The sequence below is a fragment of the Bernardetia sp. Wsw4-3y2 genome (assembly GCF_037126295.1).
Lineage (GTDB): Bacteria > Bacteroidota > Bacteroidia > Cytophagales > Bernardetiaceae > Bernardetia.
In genome coordinates, this window is sequence record NZ_CP147018.1 from 480,541 (window position 1) to 500,088 (window position 19,548).

Genomic DNA, 19,548 nt, shown 5'->3' on the forward strand with positions numbered 1-19,548 from the left:
TCTAAGGAATAAGAATTAAATAAGATTCTATTTAAAAGTGGTCAAATAATTGATATTCAGTAGTTTAATTTCGTAATTTGTCGTTTTTTTATTCATAATTGTTCATAAACTCTTGCCGTTGTCGGTGTCCCCACCGACGACATTCTTTAAAACTTCACAACCCCACGAATATTCAAAAAACGCTGTGAAAGACCATTCGGAACGGCAAGTTGAACATCATTTACATAATCGCTTATCCATTGATGAGAAATTATATTTTCTACACCCAAAATATTCAAGACTTCTAAGCCTATCCAAACTGATTTTATACGTTTATCTTCTTCAAAAACTAGAGATTTTGAGAAACCAATATCTACACGACGATACGCAGGGTTAGAGAAAAACGAACGGTAATTTTGATTATTGGGCGCACCAAAAGGAACTCCAGAACCAAACAAAAGACGTAAATTAACTCTAAAAGTAGGATTGTCTGGAAAATGGTCTTCAAAAAATATAGTTGCTGTTACTCGTTGGTCAGATGGACGACGAACAAAATCACGTTCATCAAAATCTACATTTTCTTTTGTTTGTAAATAACTCAAACTAAACCAAGATTCTGTTCCTTTAATAAACTCGCCACTAATGCGAGAATCAATTCCCCAAGCATATCCTTTTGCACCATTGGTTGCATAATAACGCAATCGCATATTATCTACATCATACGGAATTAGATTTGAAATTTGTTTGTAATAACTCTCTACGATGAGCTTAAAAGGACGTTTTTGAAATTTAAAATCCCAATCCATACTTCCAATAAGATGAACAGAACGCTGTGCTAAAAGTGATTCATTAATCTCTCCTGCAAAATTGCGAAGCTCACGATAAAATGGTGACTGCTGATAAATTCCTACTGCAAGTCCGAACTGAATGTCTGCTTTCCAGTCGGGTTGATATTTGTATTGAAGACGTGGACTGATAAAAGTTTGTCCGTTCAATGACCAATTATGAATGCGAACACCAAGAGTTACATTGTGCCACTCGGCTGTATCTGTTCCAAAAAAGTGTGAAATCTGAGCATAGCCTTGTGTTCGGATAGAGTTAAGTGTAGTTTTCGTATCGACAAAGTAGCTTATATCTTCAAAACCTGCTGAATCTAATACTTTATATTCATAGAGTTCGTCATTTATATTTTCGCTCTTTATTTCTCCTCCAAATTCTACCATTGTTCGGTTTCCTAATTGCAACGAAGAACGATTTTTAAAGGAATAAATTTGTGCATTCAGCGCATTACGAGCATAAAAATATTCTGAAGCTGCACCACGAATTAATGTACTTTTATTAAAATTATCTGATGTAATATCATTATTTACATCACTTAAACGATATGAACCTTCTGTATCCACAAATTCTCGTTCTTGTGTGTCTACTCCTGAAAGTGTAAAATCCATTGAAAAATTTTGAGAGAATTTTTGAGTAAGTCGCAAAGCTGATTGATATGTTGTATAATACATCAATTCTTCGCCTACATAATTTACAAAAAAACGAACCTGCTCATCAAAAGTACCAAAAGTAGTTTCTCTACTTGAAGGAAAAACACGGTAACTATTTTGAGAATAAGCCGTCAGAAGACTAATTGTAGTGTTTTTGGCTTTATTTTTAAAATTTCCATCTTTATCTAATTTTCCTAGTTTGTAACTCAAAAGAGACTGAAAATCAGTAAAACGAGGTTGATATTCACCTTTTGTTTCTAATGTATTCAATAGATAACTTAAATCTTTATGACGAATACCTGCCAAATATGAAAAGCGTTTTGATTTATTTGTGCCTTCTAGGTGTGCATTTCCTCCCAAAAGTCCAATGGAAGCCGAACCAGCAAAAGAAGTAGGCGTTTTGTAATCTACATTCAACACAGAGGAAAGTTTGTCGCCCCATTTTGCTTGCCAACCTCCTGCTGAAAATTCTACCTTTTTTACCAAATCAAGATTGACAAAACTAAGTCCTTCCTGCTGCCCCGAACGAACTAAAAAAGGACGGTAAATCTCTATTCCATTTACATAAATTAAATTTTCTTCATAATTTCCACCACGTACTGAATAAGCTGAAGAGAGTTCGCTATTACTGACAATTCCTAAACCGAGTGTAACCAAAATCTGTGAGAATTCTCCTGTTCCTGTTGGAGTAGACTCTACTTTGGTTGGGTCAAGAATTATTTTACTAATTTCTCTATCATCATTATTTAATTTTGCTGTAATTTCAACAGCTTTTAACTCTTCATATTCTGAAAGACGAATGCTATATTTTTGATACGATTTCAAGACTATTTTTTGACGGAATGTTCTGAATTCTGGATGTTGAGCTGCTAGAGTAACCTCTTTATTCAGAAATTCTTTTGAAAAATCTAAAGAGGATTCTAATCTAAAATTGCCTAAAGAATCCGTTTGGACAGCTTTTCCTTCTTCCAAAATTCCAATAGAAGCATTTTGAACAGGATTTTTGAGTGAATCCAGTACTTGTCCTTCAATTATTATTTGTGACTTGTTCTGTGCAGAAGTGGATAAGGAAACAAGGAGTAAAACTACAAAAGAAAATAAGAAAACAGTTGATTTTAGAATGTTAGATTGATTTTTCAAGATAGGTTTCAAGATAGAATGATAGTGATTCATTAAATTAATGTTGAATCTCAAAAATACGCTTATTTTACCTAAAAAATAAAAGATAAAGTGTTTTTTTACTAAAATAGAGTTTTTATAGAAAAAAAGAATCTGATGATTATGAATTGGTTGGTTTTTAGATATTATTAATTCTTAAAAAAATACTTTGTCTTACCTCATACGTGATAAATACCAATGAGAAGTAATGCTATTACTTGCAAGTTCTTTAAGTCTTTGTTACCTTAGCAAATCATTCATAATTTACTGGTTATAAATTGTACCTTTTCAGAGAAACACAACACATAAACGATATTTATTTAATTATTTTCCTATGAATTCTACTACTTCTATAAACAAAACACAAGCAGCCATCACAGGTGTTTTTGGATATGTTCCTGATTATGTTCTTACCAATAAAGAACTTGAAACAATGGTTGATACGAATGATGAATGGATAAAATCACGTACTGGAATAGAAGAAAGACGTATTTTGAAAGGTGAAGGATTGGGAACTTCTTATATGGCAATTGAAGCTGTAAAAGGTTTGTTAGAAAAAACAAATACAAAAGCTGAAGAGATTGATTTTCTGATTTGTGCTACTACTACTCCTGATATGGTATTTCCAGCAACAGGAAATATTGTTGCGCACGGTGCAGGGCTAAATTGTTTGAGTTATGATTTAATGGCAGCTTGTTCAGGATTTTTGTATGCACTTGTTACAGCAAGTCAGTTTATTGAAACAGGGAAATATAAAAAAATTGTTGTTGTAGGAGCTGATAAAATGTCTTCTATTATAGATTACGAAGACCGTCAGACTTGTATTCTTTTTGGAGATGGCGCAGGTGCTGTGCTTTTAGAAGCTAATGCAGAAGGAAATGGAATTGTAGATTCTATTTTGAGAACAGATGGAGCAGGAGCAACAGAGCTTTACATGAAAGCAGGTGGAAGCCGTTATCCAGCAAGTAAAGAAACAGTAGAAAATAAAGAACATTATGTTATTCAACATGGAGCAGTAGTCTTTAAACATGCTGTAAAAAATATGGCAGATACATCAGCCGAATTAGTAGAAAAAAATGGATTGGACGGAGATAGTATTGACTTTCTTGTTCCTCATCAAGCTAATTTAAGAATTATAGAGGCAACTGCAAAACGCTTAGGATTAGATTCTGATAAGGTGTTGGTAAATATTGAAAAATATGGAAATACAACATCTGCAACCATTCCTCTTTGTATAAGAGATTTTGAACATAAATTTAAGAAAGGTGATAATCTTATCTTGGCTGCTTTTGGTGGTGGTTTTACTTGGGGCGCAGTATACCTTAAATGGGCGTACTAAAACCAAATTAGAATTTATTTCACTAATTTTAAAATCTAACTTCTAAAATCTAAATTGATGTTAAAAATCTAACTTTATTTCCTAATGAAAAATGATTTAAAAGATAGAACTAAGAAGTTTTCTTTACAAATAATAAATTTAATTGAGCTTTTACCTAAAAATTTAGCTGCTTCGATAATTGCAAAACAACTTGTTAGAAGTGCAACCTCAGTAGGGGCAAACTATAGAGCTGTTTGTAGAGCAAGAAGTGATAAAGAATTTATTGCAAAAATGAATATCGTTTTAGAAGAAGCTGATGAATCTTATTTTTGGTTAGAATTAATTTCTGAAAAAAACTGGCTAAATAAAGATATTGTATTTCCTATCTTAAAAGAATCTAATGAACTAACAGCTATATTTGTAAGCACCTTAAAAACTATAAATGCTAGAGTTAATAAACCAAGTTAGATTTATATAAGTCAGAACTGAAATTTGGTATTTAATTCTACCTTCTAAAATCTAACCTCTAAATTTATTTTGACTAATAATCCCCAACTTCCGAATACTATTATTACTTCCCCTAAACCTATGTCTAAATCTAACATAAATTTTGAGCTTCTAAAAAAGATGTGCAATGTTTTCGCTCCTGTGGGAAATGAAGCCCCTATGAAAGAATTTGTTTTGAATTATGTAAATGAAAATCAGAAACATTGGAAAGTTCAACCTCAAATTATAGAAGGAGAAGATTTTCAAGATTGTTTGATACTTGTTTTTGGTAAACCTAGAACGGCTGCTTTTGCTCACTTTGATTCTATTGGTTTTATGGCTCGTTATGATAATCATTTAGTCAGAATTGGTTCTCCAAAATATGAAGATGGTTATGTATTGGTAGGAAAAGACTCTCAAGGGGAAATTGAAGGAACTTTGAAAGTAAAATACGAAAACGAAGACGACAAGGACAAAAAGAAGAAGAAAAAAAATAAAAAGAAGAAAAAGAGAGGGGCAAGACAGCATCGCAAACCTTTAGGCGCAGTAAAATTACAATTAGAGTTTGATAGAACGGTTGATGTAGGAACTGAGTTTGTCTTCAAACAAGATTTTATAGAAACAGAAGAATATGTTCAGTCATGTTATATGGACGACCGTTTGGGTTGTTGGAATTTATTGAAAACAGCTGAAACTTTAGAAAATGGAATTATTGCTTTTTCGTGTTATGAGGAAATTGGAGGAGGAACAATGCCATTTTTACTCAAATGGATTTGGGAAAATCATAGAATAAAACAATGCTTAATTTCTGATATTACTTGGATAACAGAAGGCGTAAGACATGGAGAAGGCGTTGCTGTTTCTATGCGAGATAGAAATATCCCACGAAGAGGTTTTTTGAATAAAGTGATTGATTTAGTAAAAGAGTCAGGTGTAAAATATCAGTTAGAAGTAGAGAATGATGGAGGAAGTGATGCTAAAGAGATTCAATCTTCTGTGTATCCAATGGATTGGTGTTTTATTGGTGCTGCCGAAGCTGGCGTTCATTCACCTAAGGAAAAGGTGCATAAAGATGACATAAAAGCAATGACAGATGTATATGCCTATTTAATGGAAAAGCTCTAACATAGTTTCTACTTGTATTCAATTTGTGAAAATAGCTTCTGTATTTATCAACAGATAATCTACAACGATATTATTTTTTCTTGCAACTTTCTGCTCTTCCGAAGCGTTGTCTTTGTCTAGTCATTCTATAAATAAAATAGTATAATTTAAAATAATTCAATTTGCCTATATGCACAATACAAACAGAAATAGTAATTCGAACCACCGTAGAGTAAAGGACGTATCAGAAGAAAATAATCTATCAAAAAATAATGGAATGAATCAAGAAAATAAACCCTATTTAGGAAAATACAATGTATTTGGCGACGGATATTTTAGTGAAGATTACTATTTACTTAATAGCTATAACCAAAAACTAATTGACTTTGGAGTTCGTGATTATTTTGAAAGTAATCAACTTGTTTCATTGAATCAATTCTTGAAACTTTTGGAAGATAATGATTATACACCTATTTCTGTCTATCGTCGTAATACTACCTATAATAAAAAAGAAACTCGTTATTCGATAGATTGGTATTTGATGTTAGATGACGAATCTATTATCATAAATATGAATTATGATGCTGTTCAAAAATTAGATGATGTTATTTTTAGGTTTGATATGATAACAGCTGTTGAAGATACACCAGTAGAAAAATTAGAAAAAATCTTCGAACTTGCTACAAAATGTATTATAGAAACCAAAGATGATGACAAACGATACATCAATATTGTAGGAAATACACCACGAACAGGACTTACCCTTCGCAAACATCAAATCAAACCACCAGAAATTCCAGATTTGAATTTGTATTATGGAGACAGATTTGAAGAAAAACATAAGATTTTAGTAAACGAAATAAACGAAAAAAATAACTCTGGTTTATTTATTTTTCATGGTGTAACAGGAAGTGGAAAGACAAATTATATTCGTTATCTGATTAGTAAAGCAAAACCAGAAATAGAATTTATTTTTTATCCAATTACGCTTTTAAGAGAAATTACAAGTCCAGATTTGATTACTTTCCTGTCTGATTATCAAGATGCTGTCTTGATAATTGAAGAATCAGAAGATTCTGTACAGGCTCGTGATTTGTTTAATACTGATAAAAGTTCGATAGCAAATCTTTTGAATGTTTCAGATGGTCTTTTATCGGATGTCTTGAATCTAAAAATTATTTGTACTTTTAATACCGACATCAAAAACTTGGATAAAGCACTGTTGCGTGAAGGTCGTTTGTTAGGAATTCATCGTTTTGAAGCCATTCCTGCCGAAAATGCCAATAAAATTGCAAAACTAAATAAAATTGAAAGAGAATTTAAAGAACCTGCAACACTTGCACAAATCTATAATGTTCCTTTAAATGAAGATTTTTCTGATTTTTCAATTCGCCAGAAAAAAATTGGTTTTGGAAAGTAAAAATAAATAATGTCTTTCTAAATCTAGTTTAGAAAGGCATTTATTCTATGTAGTTGCGCTATAGACTAAAGTTATCTAAGCAATTTGATTATTTCTGTTAATATATATTTTCTTCCTCTTTGGTCAGTAGCAACAATTTTAAGTGTATATTCTCCAGATGGGGCAAAACCATTTCTATATCTTCCATCCCAACGTGCAGTTGGGTCATTACTCTGAAAAACACTCTCACCCCATTTATTAAAAATCATCATTTCAAATTCTTCTATAAAGCGACTTTCTATTCCATACGTATCATTTAGATTATCGCCATTTGGTGTAAAAACGTTTGGCAAATTAATAAAAGAGGGAAAATCAATACGAACAGTATTCGAATAAGTAACTGTATCACCTAAATTAGCTCGTACTCTAAAATAGCTCGTTTGATTTGTTTGATTTTCAATAACGATAGAATGTGTGCTAGAACTAAAAACGTTTTGTATATTAAATGGGGTTTTTCCTAAAGAATCTAGTTGTTCCAATACATAATTATTTGTTGGTACTCCTCTAAACATTGTCCAATCAAAAATAATATTTCCTTTTTTGTCAGTTGGGTTTCCTTCATAGCTTAGAATAATAGGACATACGAAATTACTAAATCCAGCACTTAATTTACATGAGCTGACATAAGAAATAGCATAACAATAAGGAGTTTTACTAATATCTACTTGAGAATCTTCAAAATTAGCTGTTGAAGAGTTTAAACTATAAGATTGAGAGATTTCATTTTTATCAATTCTCATAAAATTTAATTCATTGATAGAACTTGTTGTTATTCCATTTGGGTAATTCCAATTCAGTGCTATTTGATTTGTAGGTGTAAAAGTTGCATAAATATCAGAAACGGCAGGTGGAGGAATATTTGATTGAGCTAAAACACATCTCTTTGAACTCAACACTTTTAAACCTGATTTATATTGAGTTTCTACTTGATAACAATAGCGAACTTGACAAGCAACTTGTTCATCTTTCAAATAAGTAAGAGTGCTATCAGAAGTTTCATACAAAAGTTCATCATTTCTATAAACAACATATTTCAAAAATGTGTCATCATCAAGTTCTGAACGAAGCTCCCAGTGTATATTTACATGATTTTCTTCTACTGCAACATTTACATCAGGAACATATACGATAGAGGAGGTTTCAGTACTACTTTGACAATCATCTTCTACAGATATTCGATATATATCACTAAATGAGACATTCTGAATTATATGACTAGAAGAACCCTCTAAAAGACTACCCACACGTTCGAAACCAGAAGGGGTCATTTTTTCTAATTTGTGAGGCAGATTTGTATTAAGAGTATAATCTATCTTTGCAGTTGTATTAGTAAGTGCTTCTAGGCGATTTATAACTGCAGGAACAAGTTGATTTATAGGTCTGACTAAGCGTTCAGTTCCTATGCAATTCTCAGAACTTTCATCAAAAAAACCATTTACAGTAATCATATATTCATTTTCATTTGGATATGTATGTTCAGCAAAACCATTACGTTCTACTTCTACTACTCTATTATTTCCAAAATTAACTCTATATGCATCATAATAAAAGTCTCGTATCTGTACTTTTACTCTTCTTCCTACACAGCTTATAACATCAAAATCTACGGGTTCACGAGAAAGTACTTTTATAATATTTGTTTTACTGACCGAACTTCCTCCACTAATAAATTGTGTAACAGAATAAATACCTGGTGTAATAAATGTAAAATCTGTTCCCTTTTGAACAGGTGCATCTCCAAATTTATAAGAAATTAAACTGGGATCAGCACCAGAGTTATCAATTACTTCAACAGTAAAAGGCACACAACCTGTCGTTCCATTTTGAAATGTAAAATTCGCTTCTTGAGCAAATATTTTTTCTTGTACAATAAATGATAAGAATAAAAGTGTAACTATAAAAAAAATAAATTTATTTAGTATCATTATAAAAATAATTTAAATTGTAAAAAAAAATAAAATTCTCATGAAAGCATGTATTATTACCTTATCAACTTTACCATTTCAGTAAAAATATATTCTCTTCCTCGTTGGTCAGTGGCTACTATTTTCATTGTGTACTCTCCAGAAGGAGCAAGAGTATTTCTGTATCTTCCGTCCCAACGCCCATTTATATCATTGGTTTGAAAAACACCTTCTCCCCAACGATTAAAAATTATCATTTTAAACTCTTTTATAAATTTACTTTCTACTCCATACGTATCATTCAGATTATCGCCATTTGGTGTAAAAGCATTTGGGAAAGTAACAAAAGAACGGAAATCGATACGAATCGTATTTGAATATGTAAAAGTAGTGTCATTTAGGTTTGCACGAATCCTAACATAACTAGTTTGGCTTTCTTGACTTTCTATATCAAGGCTATATGTTCCTGACCTAGAAACACTTTGTGTATTGAATGGCTCTTTTTCTAAAGAGTCTGTTTGTTCTAATACGTAATTACTTGTCGATAATCCTTCGAAAGGAGTCCACTCAAAAGTAAGTGTTCCTTCTTCTTCGTCTGTGTCTCCTTCCATCCTCAATATAGTTGGACAAATAGAAGGGCTAGACTCAGAAGTCAAGTCACAGGCATTTTTATAAGTAATAGAATAACAATAAGGAGCATCATCAATATTGATAAGTTTATCCTCAAAGACAGAATCAAGAGGACTTATTATATAATTGTCTATGTTTCCATCTTTATCCTTTCTAGTAACTTTTGCGCTTACTATTTCTGATCCATCAAGAGGATAATGCCACGATAAAGCGATTCTTTCTTTTGATATAAAACTAGCATATGCACCAACAACAGCAGGAGGAGTAACATTAGATGCAGCCAAAATACAACGTTTGGGACTAATAATTTTGAGTCCAGAACTAAACTCAGTTTCTACTTGGTAGCAATAAGTAATTTTACAAACAACTTCTTCATCAAAAATAGTATTAGAAGAAATATCAGTGTATTCATCAAAAATGTTATCATCTTTTAATAATGTGTTTTTTACAAATTCTGATTCCTCAATGCCATTAGGTATCGTCCAACTTATATCAACATAGCTCTCTTCTCCACTTAGATTTATATCAGAAATATAGAAAGTCTGTGAACTCTCTATTCTATTAGAACACGAGTCTGTAACAGAAATACGATAAACAGAATTTGGTAAAGCATCTTGAATAGTAAAACTAGTAGAACCTGTTAAAATATCACTTACTTTTTCAAAACCATTATCTGTCATTAGTTCTAATTGGTGGGTCAAGTCTGTTTCTAAAACATAATCTATCTTTGCACTTCCATCTTCAAAGTATTCTACAAGATTTATTGTAGGAGGCAAAAGTGCTCCTACTGGAGTAATTATTTTGCTACTTGGAGTACAGTTTTCTGCACCATCTTCAAAAAGACCTCTTACAGTGATTGTAGCATTATTTTCAGAACTATAAGTATGCTCTGCAAATTCATTATCTCCAACAATAGCATCTTGATTATCACCAAAATCTATCTTATAAGAATCGTAATAATCATCATTTATTTGAACTCTAACTTTTTTGTTAGCACAACGAATAACATCAAAATCTACAACTTTTGGAGCAAAAACTTCAATTATATTTAGCATTGGAAGTGAATCTCCTCCTGACCCAGCTGTATTAATAAGTTGCGTAATAGAATAAATACCTGGTTTATCGAAGGTAAAAGTAGTTTCTTTTTGAGGAGGAGCATTTCCAAACCTATAAAAAATTAATTCTGGGTCAGCTCCAGAAATATCTTCAACTAACACAGTTAAAGGAGCGCAACCCTTTGTACTGCTATTGACTTTAAAAGCAGCTAGTTGAGCAAATGTGGTATTTTGAAAGCCTAAAAAGAAAAATAAAATAACCAAAAAGGATAAAGCCCAATTATTTTTAAAATCCATATTTTTATAAAAACGTAATTTGTAATCTTTGATAATTTGTTAAAGTTGACTATAAAACGAAGGAAGTCGTAAAACAATACAAATAAAGTATCAAAGTTAGAGAATATCTGTTTTTTATAACTATTTTAGTTCAAAAAATTGAAATATATTTTGAACTTGTTTAAGAATGGTTATTTATTTTTTTAAAAAGAGGTCAAAATAGTTATACTTGTAAATCATCACATTTTCAATCTAACTATTTTTCCCTCTATGTACGTAAACTTATCAAAAAAATTTATAACCGAAAATATTTTACCTTATTTACATCAATTTACAAAAGGTCGTCGTATAAAAGTAGCTCTTTGGCGTATTATCCAAGCCATTGTGTATCGCTTAAAATCAGGGAGTCAATGGCGAGAACTTCCTATGAAACAATTTTTCGGAAACTTATCAATTCGCTGGAATACAGTATATTACCATTATAATAAATGGTCAAAATTAGGAAGTTGGAAGAAATTATGGATCAAGTATTTAGAAGATTATCGTGGAGAATTAGATTTTTCTATTTGTCAGCTAGACGGCAGCCACACTTCAGCTAAACGAGGAGGAGAAGGTATTGGATATTCCAAAAGAAAAGCAGGAAAAACAACCAATGCACTTTTTCTAACGGATAAAAATGGTATTCCAGTAGCGATGTCTGTTCCAAGAGCAGGCAATCATCACGATGCTTTTGAACTTGAAAAAAATATGCAATCTATGATAGATGATTTGAATGCTTCTCAAATTAGAGAAGGAGGAATTTTTCTCAATGCTGATGCAGCCTTTGATACACAAGCCTTTCGTTCTTTTTGTAATCATTTAGATATTGTAGATAATATAGATTTTAATAAAAGAAATAAAAAAGACCTTGATAATCAACCATTTAAAGATGAAGAAATGTATGAATTGAGATTCGTTATTGAAAGAACTAATGCGTGGTTAGATGCTTTCAAAGCCTTAATTATGAGGTACGAAACTAAAATTCATACGTGGCAAAGTTTACACTATTTAGCCTTTACTTTAATATTTGCCAGAACTAGAAAAAAACATTCTTAAACAACTTCTTTATAATAAGACTTTAGTACATCATTTTTTAGATAAATAATTGTTTTATTTTTCTCACAGTGTTTGGGATGTAAATCATACACTGTGAGAAAAATGATATTTTGAAGATTAAAATTTGGTTTTGTGATGAAAATACAAGTATTATCTACTGTTCAATCATGCTCTAAGCAATTTTGCTAAACATCAGCTTATTTTCTGCTTTTTCTGCATTTAATTTTGAATTCCAAAGTCGAACATCAAAAGCCATACAAACATTTCTTACAAAAGGTTTTCCTTTTTTAGTAATTTTCAAATGGTTGCCTTTCAATTCTATCAAACCATCTTGTTTTAAAGATTCCAAAAGGTCAAAATTAATTCCGAAGCCAAATTCATAAAATTGCTCTTCATTCCAAGAAGTTTCATATCTACACATCAAATCCAAAATATGCTGACGGATTATTAAATCTTCTTTTGTTAGATAATGTCCTCTCAAAAATGGAAATTCATTATTTTCTACTTTTTCTTTATAAACTTTCAGATTCTTCTCATTTTGATTAAATGCCGTCCACGTATCGCTAATGGCACTTACTCCCAAGCCAATAGACAAACTTGTCGATTGAGTGGTATAACCCATAAAATTACGATGCAAAGTTCCGTTTTTAGAAGCCTTTAAAAGTGAGTCTGTAGGCAACGCAAAATGATCCATTCCTATATCTATGTATCCTTTTTCTGTCAGTAATTTTTTACCAATGGCATACAAATTTGCTTTTTCATCGGCAGAAGGTAAAAAAGATTCTAATTTCTTTTGTGATGGTTTGAGCCAAGGCACATGAGCATAACCATAAAAAGCCAAACGAGAAGGACGCAATTCTAATGTTTTTTGAAGAGTATTTTGGATAGTTTCGATATTTTGCAAAGGTAAACCATATACCAAATCAAAATTAATGGATTCAAAACCTAATTCTCTAGCATTCTTTACACATTCAACTACTTTTTGATAGGGCTGAATTCTATTTATAATTTTCTGCACATTTTCATCAAAATCTTGTATTCCAAAACTAACACGATTAAAACCTAAGTCTTTCAAAGTTTTTAAATGTTCTCTTGTTGTGTTGTTTGGATGTCCTTCAAAACCCCATTCTGTGTCATTGGGAACATCACAAGACGATTTGAAAATAGTAATCAGGCGAGTAAGGTTTTTTGGAGAGAAAAAAGTTGGCGTTCCTCCTCCTAAATGAACTTCTCTTAAAATCGGTTTCTGTGGAAGTGTTTTAAGATATAAACTCCATTCTTTTTCTATCAAATCAATATAAGGTTCTTCTACGTTGTGGTTGGTGGTGATGCGAGTAGTACAGCCACAATACGTACACAAACTTTCACAGTAGGGCAAATGAACATAAATACTTACTTCTCTGCCACTTGTCCAAAAGGCATTTTTGAGTGAGTTTTGCCAGTTTTCTAAATGATGCTCTGTATTTTCCCAATACGGAACAGTCGGATAACTGGTATAACGTGGACTAGCAACATTGTATTTTTGAAGTAAATCGTTCATCTTGTTCTGTAAATTATAATGATAGATAAATTTATAAGTACAAAGAACGGCTGATTTTTGAGCTTAAAAAATGACGTTTGTTAGGAAAGAAGATGAGTTAAATAAATCACGCTTCTGAGGAAGCGTTTCGTTCAGTTCTGAGGAACTGAACGCACGATACTTGTTTGTCGCCTCCTCAGAGGCGAATAGAACGCTTCCTCAGAAGCGTGATTTCTTAAAAATACTCTCTATAATCCACCAAACTAGACTTCAAAACTTTATCAGAGCTATAAAATTTGGCACTTGAATATTTATAGTCTTCTGGATATTTTACTAATTCTGCTTTGACTGGATTGTTATGAATATAATCTATTTTTTCTTCGCATACTTTTCGTGTGTAAAGATGCACTCCATCAAAATTTTCTTCCCAAATTTGATATTTTTGTCCTTTTTGAATGCTTACAAATTTATGTAATAATTTGCTATTATTTTCTTTTAAATAGTTGATAATTTGTGTAGCAACATATTTTTTAAAATCTCGCATATATACAGAAATAGGACTTTCTTTTTTCTCTTCTTTCTCAAACCAAATCACAAAATGAACATGATTACTCATCAAAACATAAGCTAATAATTTAGCTTTGTATTTTTCGTTGTAAAAAGTAAAATTTTTTAGTATAATTTTACAAACCTCATCCTCTAAAAGTAAATGTTCTTTACCAAAAATGCTTGTAGTAATAAAAAAGCAGTTAAAATCTGCAAATTGTGAATGGCGATAACGTGGCATAACAAAAATAGGTAAGTGAATAATGACTTTATCACGCTTCTGAGGAAGCATTTTGTTCAGTTCTGAGGAACTGAACACACAGAATGTCGTGCGTTCGCTTTTGAGAAAGCGAACGAAACGCTTCCTCAGAAGCGTGATTAAAAAAGTAATTCAAACCTAAATCTACAAATTTTCTACTATATTTGTAAGACTAAAAAAACTACAACAGAACCATCCTATAGTTTATATTTCATGAAAAACTTTTCTTTTGCTCGTCTTTTGCCTCATCTAATTGCTATTGCAGCTTTCTATCTCCTTACTTTTGCTTATTTCGCTCCCGAATTATTGGACGACAAATCACTCAGACAAAGTGATATGATGCAATATAAAGGAATGGTACAAGAAAACTCGCAATACCTTCAAAATAACGATGAGCCTTCTATGTGGAATGGGCGTATGTTTTCGGGAATGCCTGCCTACATGACCTATCCAATTTTTCCCTATGGTGCATTACCTATTTTTGAAGCTGTTTTGCGTGGTGGTTTTGCCGAGCAGACAGGAGCGCATCTTTTGTTTTTGGCTATGTTTTGTACCTATATAATGCTTTTGTGTTTTGGTACTAAACCTATTTGGAGTGCTGTCGGAGGAGCTGTTTTTGCTTTTACAACCTATAATTTGATTTTGATAGAAGTCGGACATGTTACCAAACTTTGGGCGATTGCTTACGCTGCGCTTATTTTAGGAGGAATGAAACTCACTTTTGATAAAAAATATTGGTTAGGTTTTGCTCTGACAGCCTTAGGAATGGCTCTAGAAGTCAAAGCGAGTCATTATCAAATTACCTATTATTTAGGATTTATTTGTCTGATTTTTGGAATAAATGAGCTTGTATTTTCAATTAAGAATAATCAAATTCCTGTTTTTGTGAAGCAAGCAGGTTTTTTAATTGTTGCTTTTATTTTAGGAGTAGGTGTAAATGCAGGAAAGATTTTGACAACGATGGAATACAGTCCTTATTCTACTCGTGGAGGTACAGAACTGACTGTTGATAAAACAAATACAAACCCAAACAGCCAATCTCAAAGTAACGATGGATTAAGTAAAGATTATGCTTTTAGTTGGAGTCAAGGAATTGGAGAAACGTTTACTTTGCTTGTTCCTTATTTGTATGGTGGGTCGTCTTCTGAAATTTTAGACAAAGATTCTGAAACGTATGCTGTCTTAAAACAGTCAGGGCAATATTCAGAAAGACAACTTCAAGAGCTGCCTATTCCTCTTTATCATGGTGACCAACCATTTACAGCTGCACCAATTTATGCAGGAGCAGTTTTGTGTTTCTTATTTGTTTGGGGCTTAGTAGTTTTAGATAATCGTGAAAAATGGTGGATTTTAGTAGCAGCACTTTTTATGGCAATGCTTGCTTGGGGAGAAAATTTTGCTTCACTCAATTATTTCTTATTTGATTATGTACCTGGATTTAATAAATTCCGTTCGGTTTCGATGGCTCTTGCCTTGACGATTTTATTAATGACTGTTTTAGCTTTTGAAACGCTAAGTCAAAAACTTGAAAATTATTTTATAAAAGGAAATGAAAAACATGATGTAATTAAAGAAAAAACATTTCTCAAAAATCTTTTTATTGCTGGAGGAATTACAGGAGGAACAGTAATTTTGATTTTACTTTTCTCTGGAAATATAGATTTGAATGCAGCTTCAGATTCTCAGCTCGGGCAGCTTGCTGATTATGTTCGTCAAGACCGTTTATCAATGATTCGTTCTAGTGCTTTTCGTTCTTTATTTTTGATTGTTTTAGTAGTAGGTGCAATTTATTTATATGTCAAAAAGACAATTCCTGCTATGGCTGCTTTTGCTTTGATTGCTCTTTTGGCTGTTGGAGATGTGTTTTTGATAGGAAAAAACTATCTTCCTTCTTCAAAATTTGAAAAAGGAGCTGCACAAGCTACTATGAATCCTGCACCAGTTGATGTAGAAATTCTTAAAGATAAAGATTTAGGTTATAGAGTGATGTCGCTTCAAAATTTCCAACAAGAGACACATACTTCTTATTTTCATCGTTCTATTGGTGGATATTTTGCTGCCAAAATGCAACGTTATCAAGATTTATTAGAGAGACCTTTAGGACAAGAACAAGGCTTTATTATGTCTTCTCTTCAAGCACAAAAACGACCTGATTTTGCTCAAACGCCTGTTTTGAATATGCTCAATACTCGTTATATTACGTATGGAATGCAAAAAGAACAAATGCTTTTCAATCCGAATGCGTATGGAAATGCTTGGTTTGTTTCTAAAATAAATCAAGTAAATAGCCCTGATGAAGAAATGGATGCTTTGATGAGTGCAAGTACAGCAAAAGCAATTAATTTAGAAGAAATAGCTATTTTAGATAAGTCAAAATTTAATGTTGCAAAAACTGACTTTCAAAAAGATAGTACAGCAACTATAAAACTGACAAAATATGATTCAAAGGTTTTAGAGTATGAAAGTAATAATTCAAATGATGGTTTTGGTGTATTTTCAGAAATCTATTATCCAAAAGGCTGGACTGCTACTATTGACGGACAAGAAGCAAATATTGTTTCTGTCAATTATGTTCTTCGTGGCTTAGAAATTCCGAAAGGAAAACACAAAATTGTCTTTACTTTTGAATCTGACTCCTACAAAACAGGCGCACTAATTACTCAAATTTCTTCTTGGCTTGTCTTACTTGTTGTTTTGATTAGCTTAGGAATGGGAATTAAGAAGCAATTAGGAAGTTAGACAAAATAAAAAAGCTCAAATAAATCTTATTTGAGCTTTTTTATTGCACGAATGATAATTAAAAAGAATATAAGTTTGCAAAAGAGCAAGAATTTTATACATTTAACGTTTATTAAAAAATGCAACAAAATTCTATTCTCACATGATTAAAAAAAATATAACAGAATTATCTGCTATTGATATTCTAAAAGGTATAAAAAAAAATGAATTTAAAATTTCTGAAGTTATAGATACTCATATTTCTAAAATTGAAGAAATTAATCCTACCCTAAATGCAATGGCTTTTCCGTTGTACGAACAAGCAAGAGAAAAAGCAAAAGAGTTAGATAATAAAAGCAACAATAAAGAAAAAGATAAAAAATTACCTCTTTTAGGATTGCCAGTAACAGTGAAAGACCACGTACAAGTAAAAGGAGGAGTTTCTACATTTGGTCTTAAAGGCTTGGAAGGAAATGTAAATCAAACTAATTCTACTATTGTTCAGCGTTTGGAAGATGCAGGTGCTATTGTTTTGGGATGTAGTAATATGGCAGAATTTGGTGGAGCTTACGAAACTGATAATTTAATTTATGGCAGAACAAATAATCCTTATGACACAAATCGCACTTCAGGTGGAAGTAGTGGAGGAGAATCAGCTTTAATTTCAGCGCAAGGTTCTCCGTTAGGAATTGGAACAGATGCAGGTGGAAGTATTCGTGTTCCAGCTCATTATACAGGAATTGTAGGAATAAAACCTACTCGTGGACGTGTTCCTCTGACTGGAATTTTGCCTGAAACAAATGGAATGATTAGTTTTTTGGCGTATGTTTCACCAATGGCTCGTTATGTAGATGATGTTGAATTTGTTTATCATCAGCTTATTGGAAATGATGGACAAGACCCACGATCTATTACTTATCCATTAGTGTCCAGTAAAAAAATAGATATAAAAAAGCTCAAAGTAGCTTATTATACAGGTTTTGAAGGAATTGTAGAAATTGATTCGGATACATTACAAACGGTAACTAATGTAGTTGAAGCACTCAAAAAAGATACACATTCAGTAGAAGAAATAAATCCTATTTTTTTAGAAAAAGCATTTTCTACTTGGTTTACACTTTTCGCTGGAGGAGGAGGAAGTATGCCTACAAAATTTGCGCTAGAGCAATTTTTTAATACAACAGAATATGGAATTGTTTTGCAAAAACTTTTTGCTGAAATGGATAAACCTGAAAATATAGTTTCTTTAACTGATTTTCAGATGTTTTTAATGCAATGGGATATTATTACAAAACAACTTCTCGGAGTTTTTCAACAAGCTGATGTTATTATCTCTCCTGTTACGATGAGTGCAGCTCCTTTACATGGAACAACATATGATTCTATAAGTGATTTTGTTTATACCCAGATTCATAATCTTTCTGGTTTGCCTACTTTAGTAGTTCGTTGTGGAACTTCAAAAGAAGGTTTGCCTATTGGTGTTCAGATTACAGCAAATAGGTTTAGAGAAGATATTTGTTTCGCTGTTGGAAAGCATTTAGAAGGTGTTTTTGGTGGATATAAAGCTCCTAAATGAAATTAGATTTATGAAGTTAGAGTTTAGTTTTTCTAAAATCTAACTTCATATAACTTTTAGAATTAAAGATTATTCGACTGTTACATCAAACTCTACTTCAATATCTGTTTCTCCTCCTGCGTTTGTAATGTCTCCATCACTTACGCCACTTGCTGTTTTAGTTGGTTCATGACGTAAAGTAATACGTAATTTTCCTTGAGAAACTTCACCAGTTGTAACTTTAGTTTTCAAACCTACTGGATTTGTGCCATCTGTATCAGCATAAGCTACTGTAGCATTCAAGCCACCTGTTGTAGCAAAGAAAAATTGATGCTCATCATTTTCTTCTTCAATTTCTGCTGTGATGCTTTCAGCAGGACTTTCTATTTCATTTAATAAATCAATAGAACCATTATAAACTGTATTGGCAGCTAATGTTCCTCCTGTAATTGTAGGAGCAGTTCCACCCTCACCATCCAAATCTTTAAAAGACAAAACAACAGCATTTCCACCGTTTTCTGGAGTTAGTGTATAAGTAAATGTTGTAATTAATTCCTCTTCGTTTGGAATTACTGGATCTTCGTCATCTTTACAAGAAGAAAATAAAACTAAACTAGAGAAAAATAAAATTAGAAATGAAAATACATTTTTTGATAAAATCATAGCATTAAAAAATTGAGAGAAAATAAAATAAAAGATGTTATAAATGCAACTATGTTGCAAGTAATGACTGCAAATATAAAGTTGATTTCTTACAAATGCAACTGCGTTGCAATTATTTTTTTTTAATAGAAAATGGGTTTGATATGTTTTTATGATTCAATTTGTGTATTTGTTTCCTTAGAAATGAACTTTTAAACTTTCTCAGAAGCGTGATTTGTTTAAAATATTATGCTTCTGAGGAAGATTTTTTCAGTTCTGAGCAATTGAGTACACATTTAAAACCTAATAAAATTTTTAAATACTGTACTATCTACATTTTGACAAAATAGAATAA

13 protein-coding genes are annotated in these 19,548 nt (G+C 31.8%); 7 read left to right on the forward strand and 6 right to left on the reverse strand.

The window, feature by feature from the left end; genetic code table 11:
* Positions 1 to 146 precede the first annotated feature (146 nt).
* On the reverse strand, positions 147 to 2,642 hold the full coding sequence (locus V9L05_RS23500; protein ID WP_338815546.1) for a TonB-dependent receptor: 2,496 nt from the start codon (positions 2,640 to 2,642) through the stop codon (positions 147 to 149).
* Positions 2,643 to 2,961: 319 nt separating this feature from the next.
* Between V9L05_RS23500 and V9L05_RS23505 the strand changes: the two genes are divergently transcribed.
* The 4 genes from V9L05_RS23505 (at position 2,962) to V9L05_RS23520 (ending at position 6,955) form a co-directional block, all read left to right on the forward strand.
* Complete coding sequence (locus tag V9L05_RS23505) at positions 2,962 to 3,966, forward strand: beta-ketoacyl-ACP synthase III (protein WP_338815547.1); 1,005 nt, start codon at positions 2,962 to 2,964, stop codon at positions 3,964 to 3,966.
* A gap of 84 nt (positions 3,967 to 4,050) precedes the next feature.
* Positions 4,051 to 4,413 (forward strand): four helix bundle protein, encoded by a 363-nt coding sequence (locus V9L05_RS23510; protein ID WP_338815548.1) that lies wholly within the window; start codon positions 4,051 to 4,053, stop codon positions 4,411 to 4,413.
* A 120-nt stretch (positions 4,414 to 4,533) separates the two neighbouring features.
* Entirely contained in the window at positions 4,534 to 5,556 is a 1,023-nt protein-coding gene (locus tag V9L05_RS23515; RefSeq protein ID WP_338815549.1) for a M20/M25/M40 family metallo-hydrolase, read from the forward strand.
* 169 nt (positions 5,557 to 5,725) lie between these two features.
* Entirely contained in the window at positions 5,726 to 6,955 is a 1,230-nt protein-coding gene (locus V9L05_RS23520) for an AAA family ATPase (RefSeq protein ID WP_338815550.1), read from the forward strand.
* Between the two features lie 71 nt (positions 6,956 to 7,026).
* On the opposite strand, the gene V9L05_RS23525 is transcribed toward V9L05_RS23520, so the two are convergent.
* Positions 7,027 to 8,919 (reverse strand): gliding motility-associated C-terminal domain-containing protein, encoded by a 1,893-nt coding sequence (locus tag V9L05_RS23525; RefSeq protein ID WP_338815551.1) that lies wholly within the window; start codon positions 8,917 to 8,919, stop codon positions 7,027 to 7,029.
* A 56-nt stretch (positions 8,920 to 8,975) separates the two neighbouring features.
* Complete coding sequence (locus V9L05_RS23530; RefSeq protein WP_338815552.1) at positions 8,976 to 10,880, reverse strand: gliding motility-associated C-terminal domain-containing protein; 1,905 nt, start codon at positions 10,878 to 10,880, stop codon at positions 8,976 to 8,978.
* Positions 10,881 to 11,129: 249 nt separating this feature from the next.
* On the opposite strand from V9L05_RS23530, the gene V9L05_RS23535 reads away from it, so the two are divergent.
* A complete protein-coding gene (locus V9L05_RS23535) occupies positions 11,130 to 11,954 on the forward strand; it encodes an IS5 family transposase (protein ID WP_338812380.1) in 825 nt (274 codons plus the stop codon).
* Between the two features lie 172 nt (positions 11,955 to 12,126).
* Here the strand turns inward: V9L05_RS23535 and hemN are convergent, their stop codons facing one another.
* Positions 12,127 to 13,494: an oxygen-independent coproporphyrinogen III oxidase gene (hemN, locus tag V9L05_RS23540; protein WP_338815553.1), complete on the reverse strand. Its 1,368-nt coding sequence runs from the start codon at positions 13,492 to 13,494 to the stop codon at positions 12,127 to 12,129.
* 214 nt (positions 13,495 to 13,708) lie between these two features.
* Positions 13,709 to 14,311 (reverse strand): transposase, encoded by a 603-nt coding sequence (locus V9L05_RS23545; protein WP_338815554.1) that lies wholly within the window; start codon positions 14,309 to 14,311, stop codon positions 13,709 to 13,711.
* Between the two features lie 180 nt (positions 14,312 to 14,491).
* Between V9L05_RS23545 and V9L05_RS23550 the strand changes: the two genes are divergently transcribed.
* Entirely contained in the window at positions 14,492 to 17,017 is a 2,526-nt protein-coding gene (locus V9L05_RS23550; protein WP_338815555.1) for a YfhO family protein, read from the forward strand.
* Between the two features lie 142 nt (positions 17,018 to 17,159).
* Positions 17,160 to 18,572: an amidase gene (locus V9L05_RS23555; RefSeq protein WP_338815556.1), complete on the forward strand. Its 1,413-nt coding sequence runs from the start codon at positions 17,160 to 17,162 to the stop codon at positions 18,570 to 18,572.
* A 69-nt stretch (positions 18,573 to 18,641) separates the two neighbouring features.
* Here V9L05_RS23555 and V9L05_RS23560 read toward each other — a convergent pair whose 3' ends face one another.
* Positions 18,642 to 19,214, reverse strand: coding sequence for a hypothetical protein (locus tag V9L05_RS23560; protein WP_338815557.1), 573 nt, complete (start codon positions 19,212 to 19,214; stop codon positions 18,642 to 18,644).
* Positions 19,215 to 19,548: the final 334 nt, after the last annotated feature.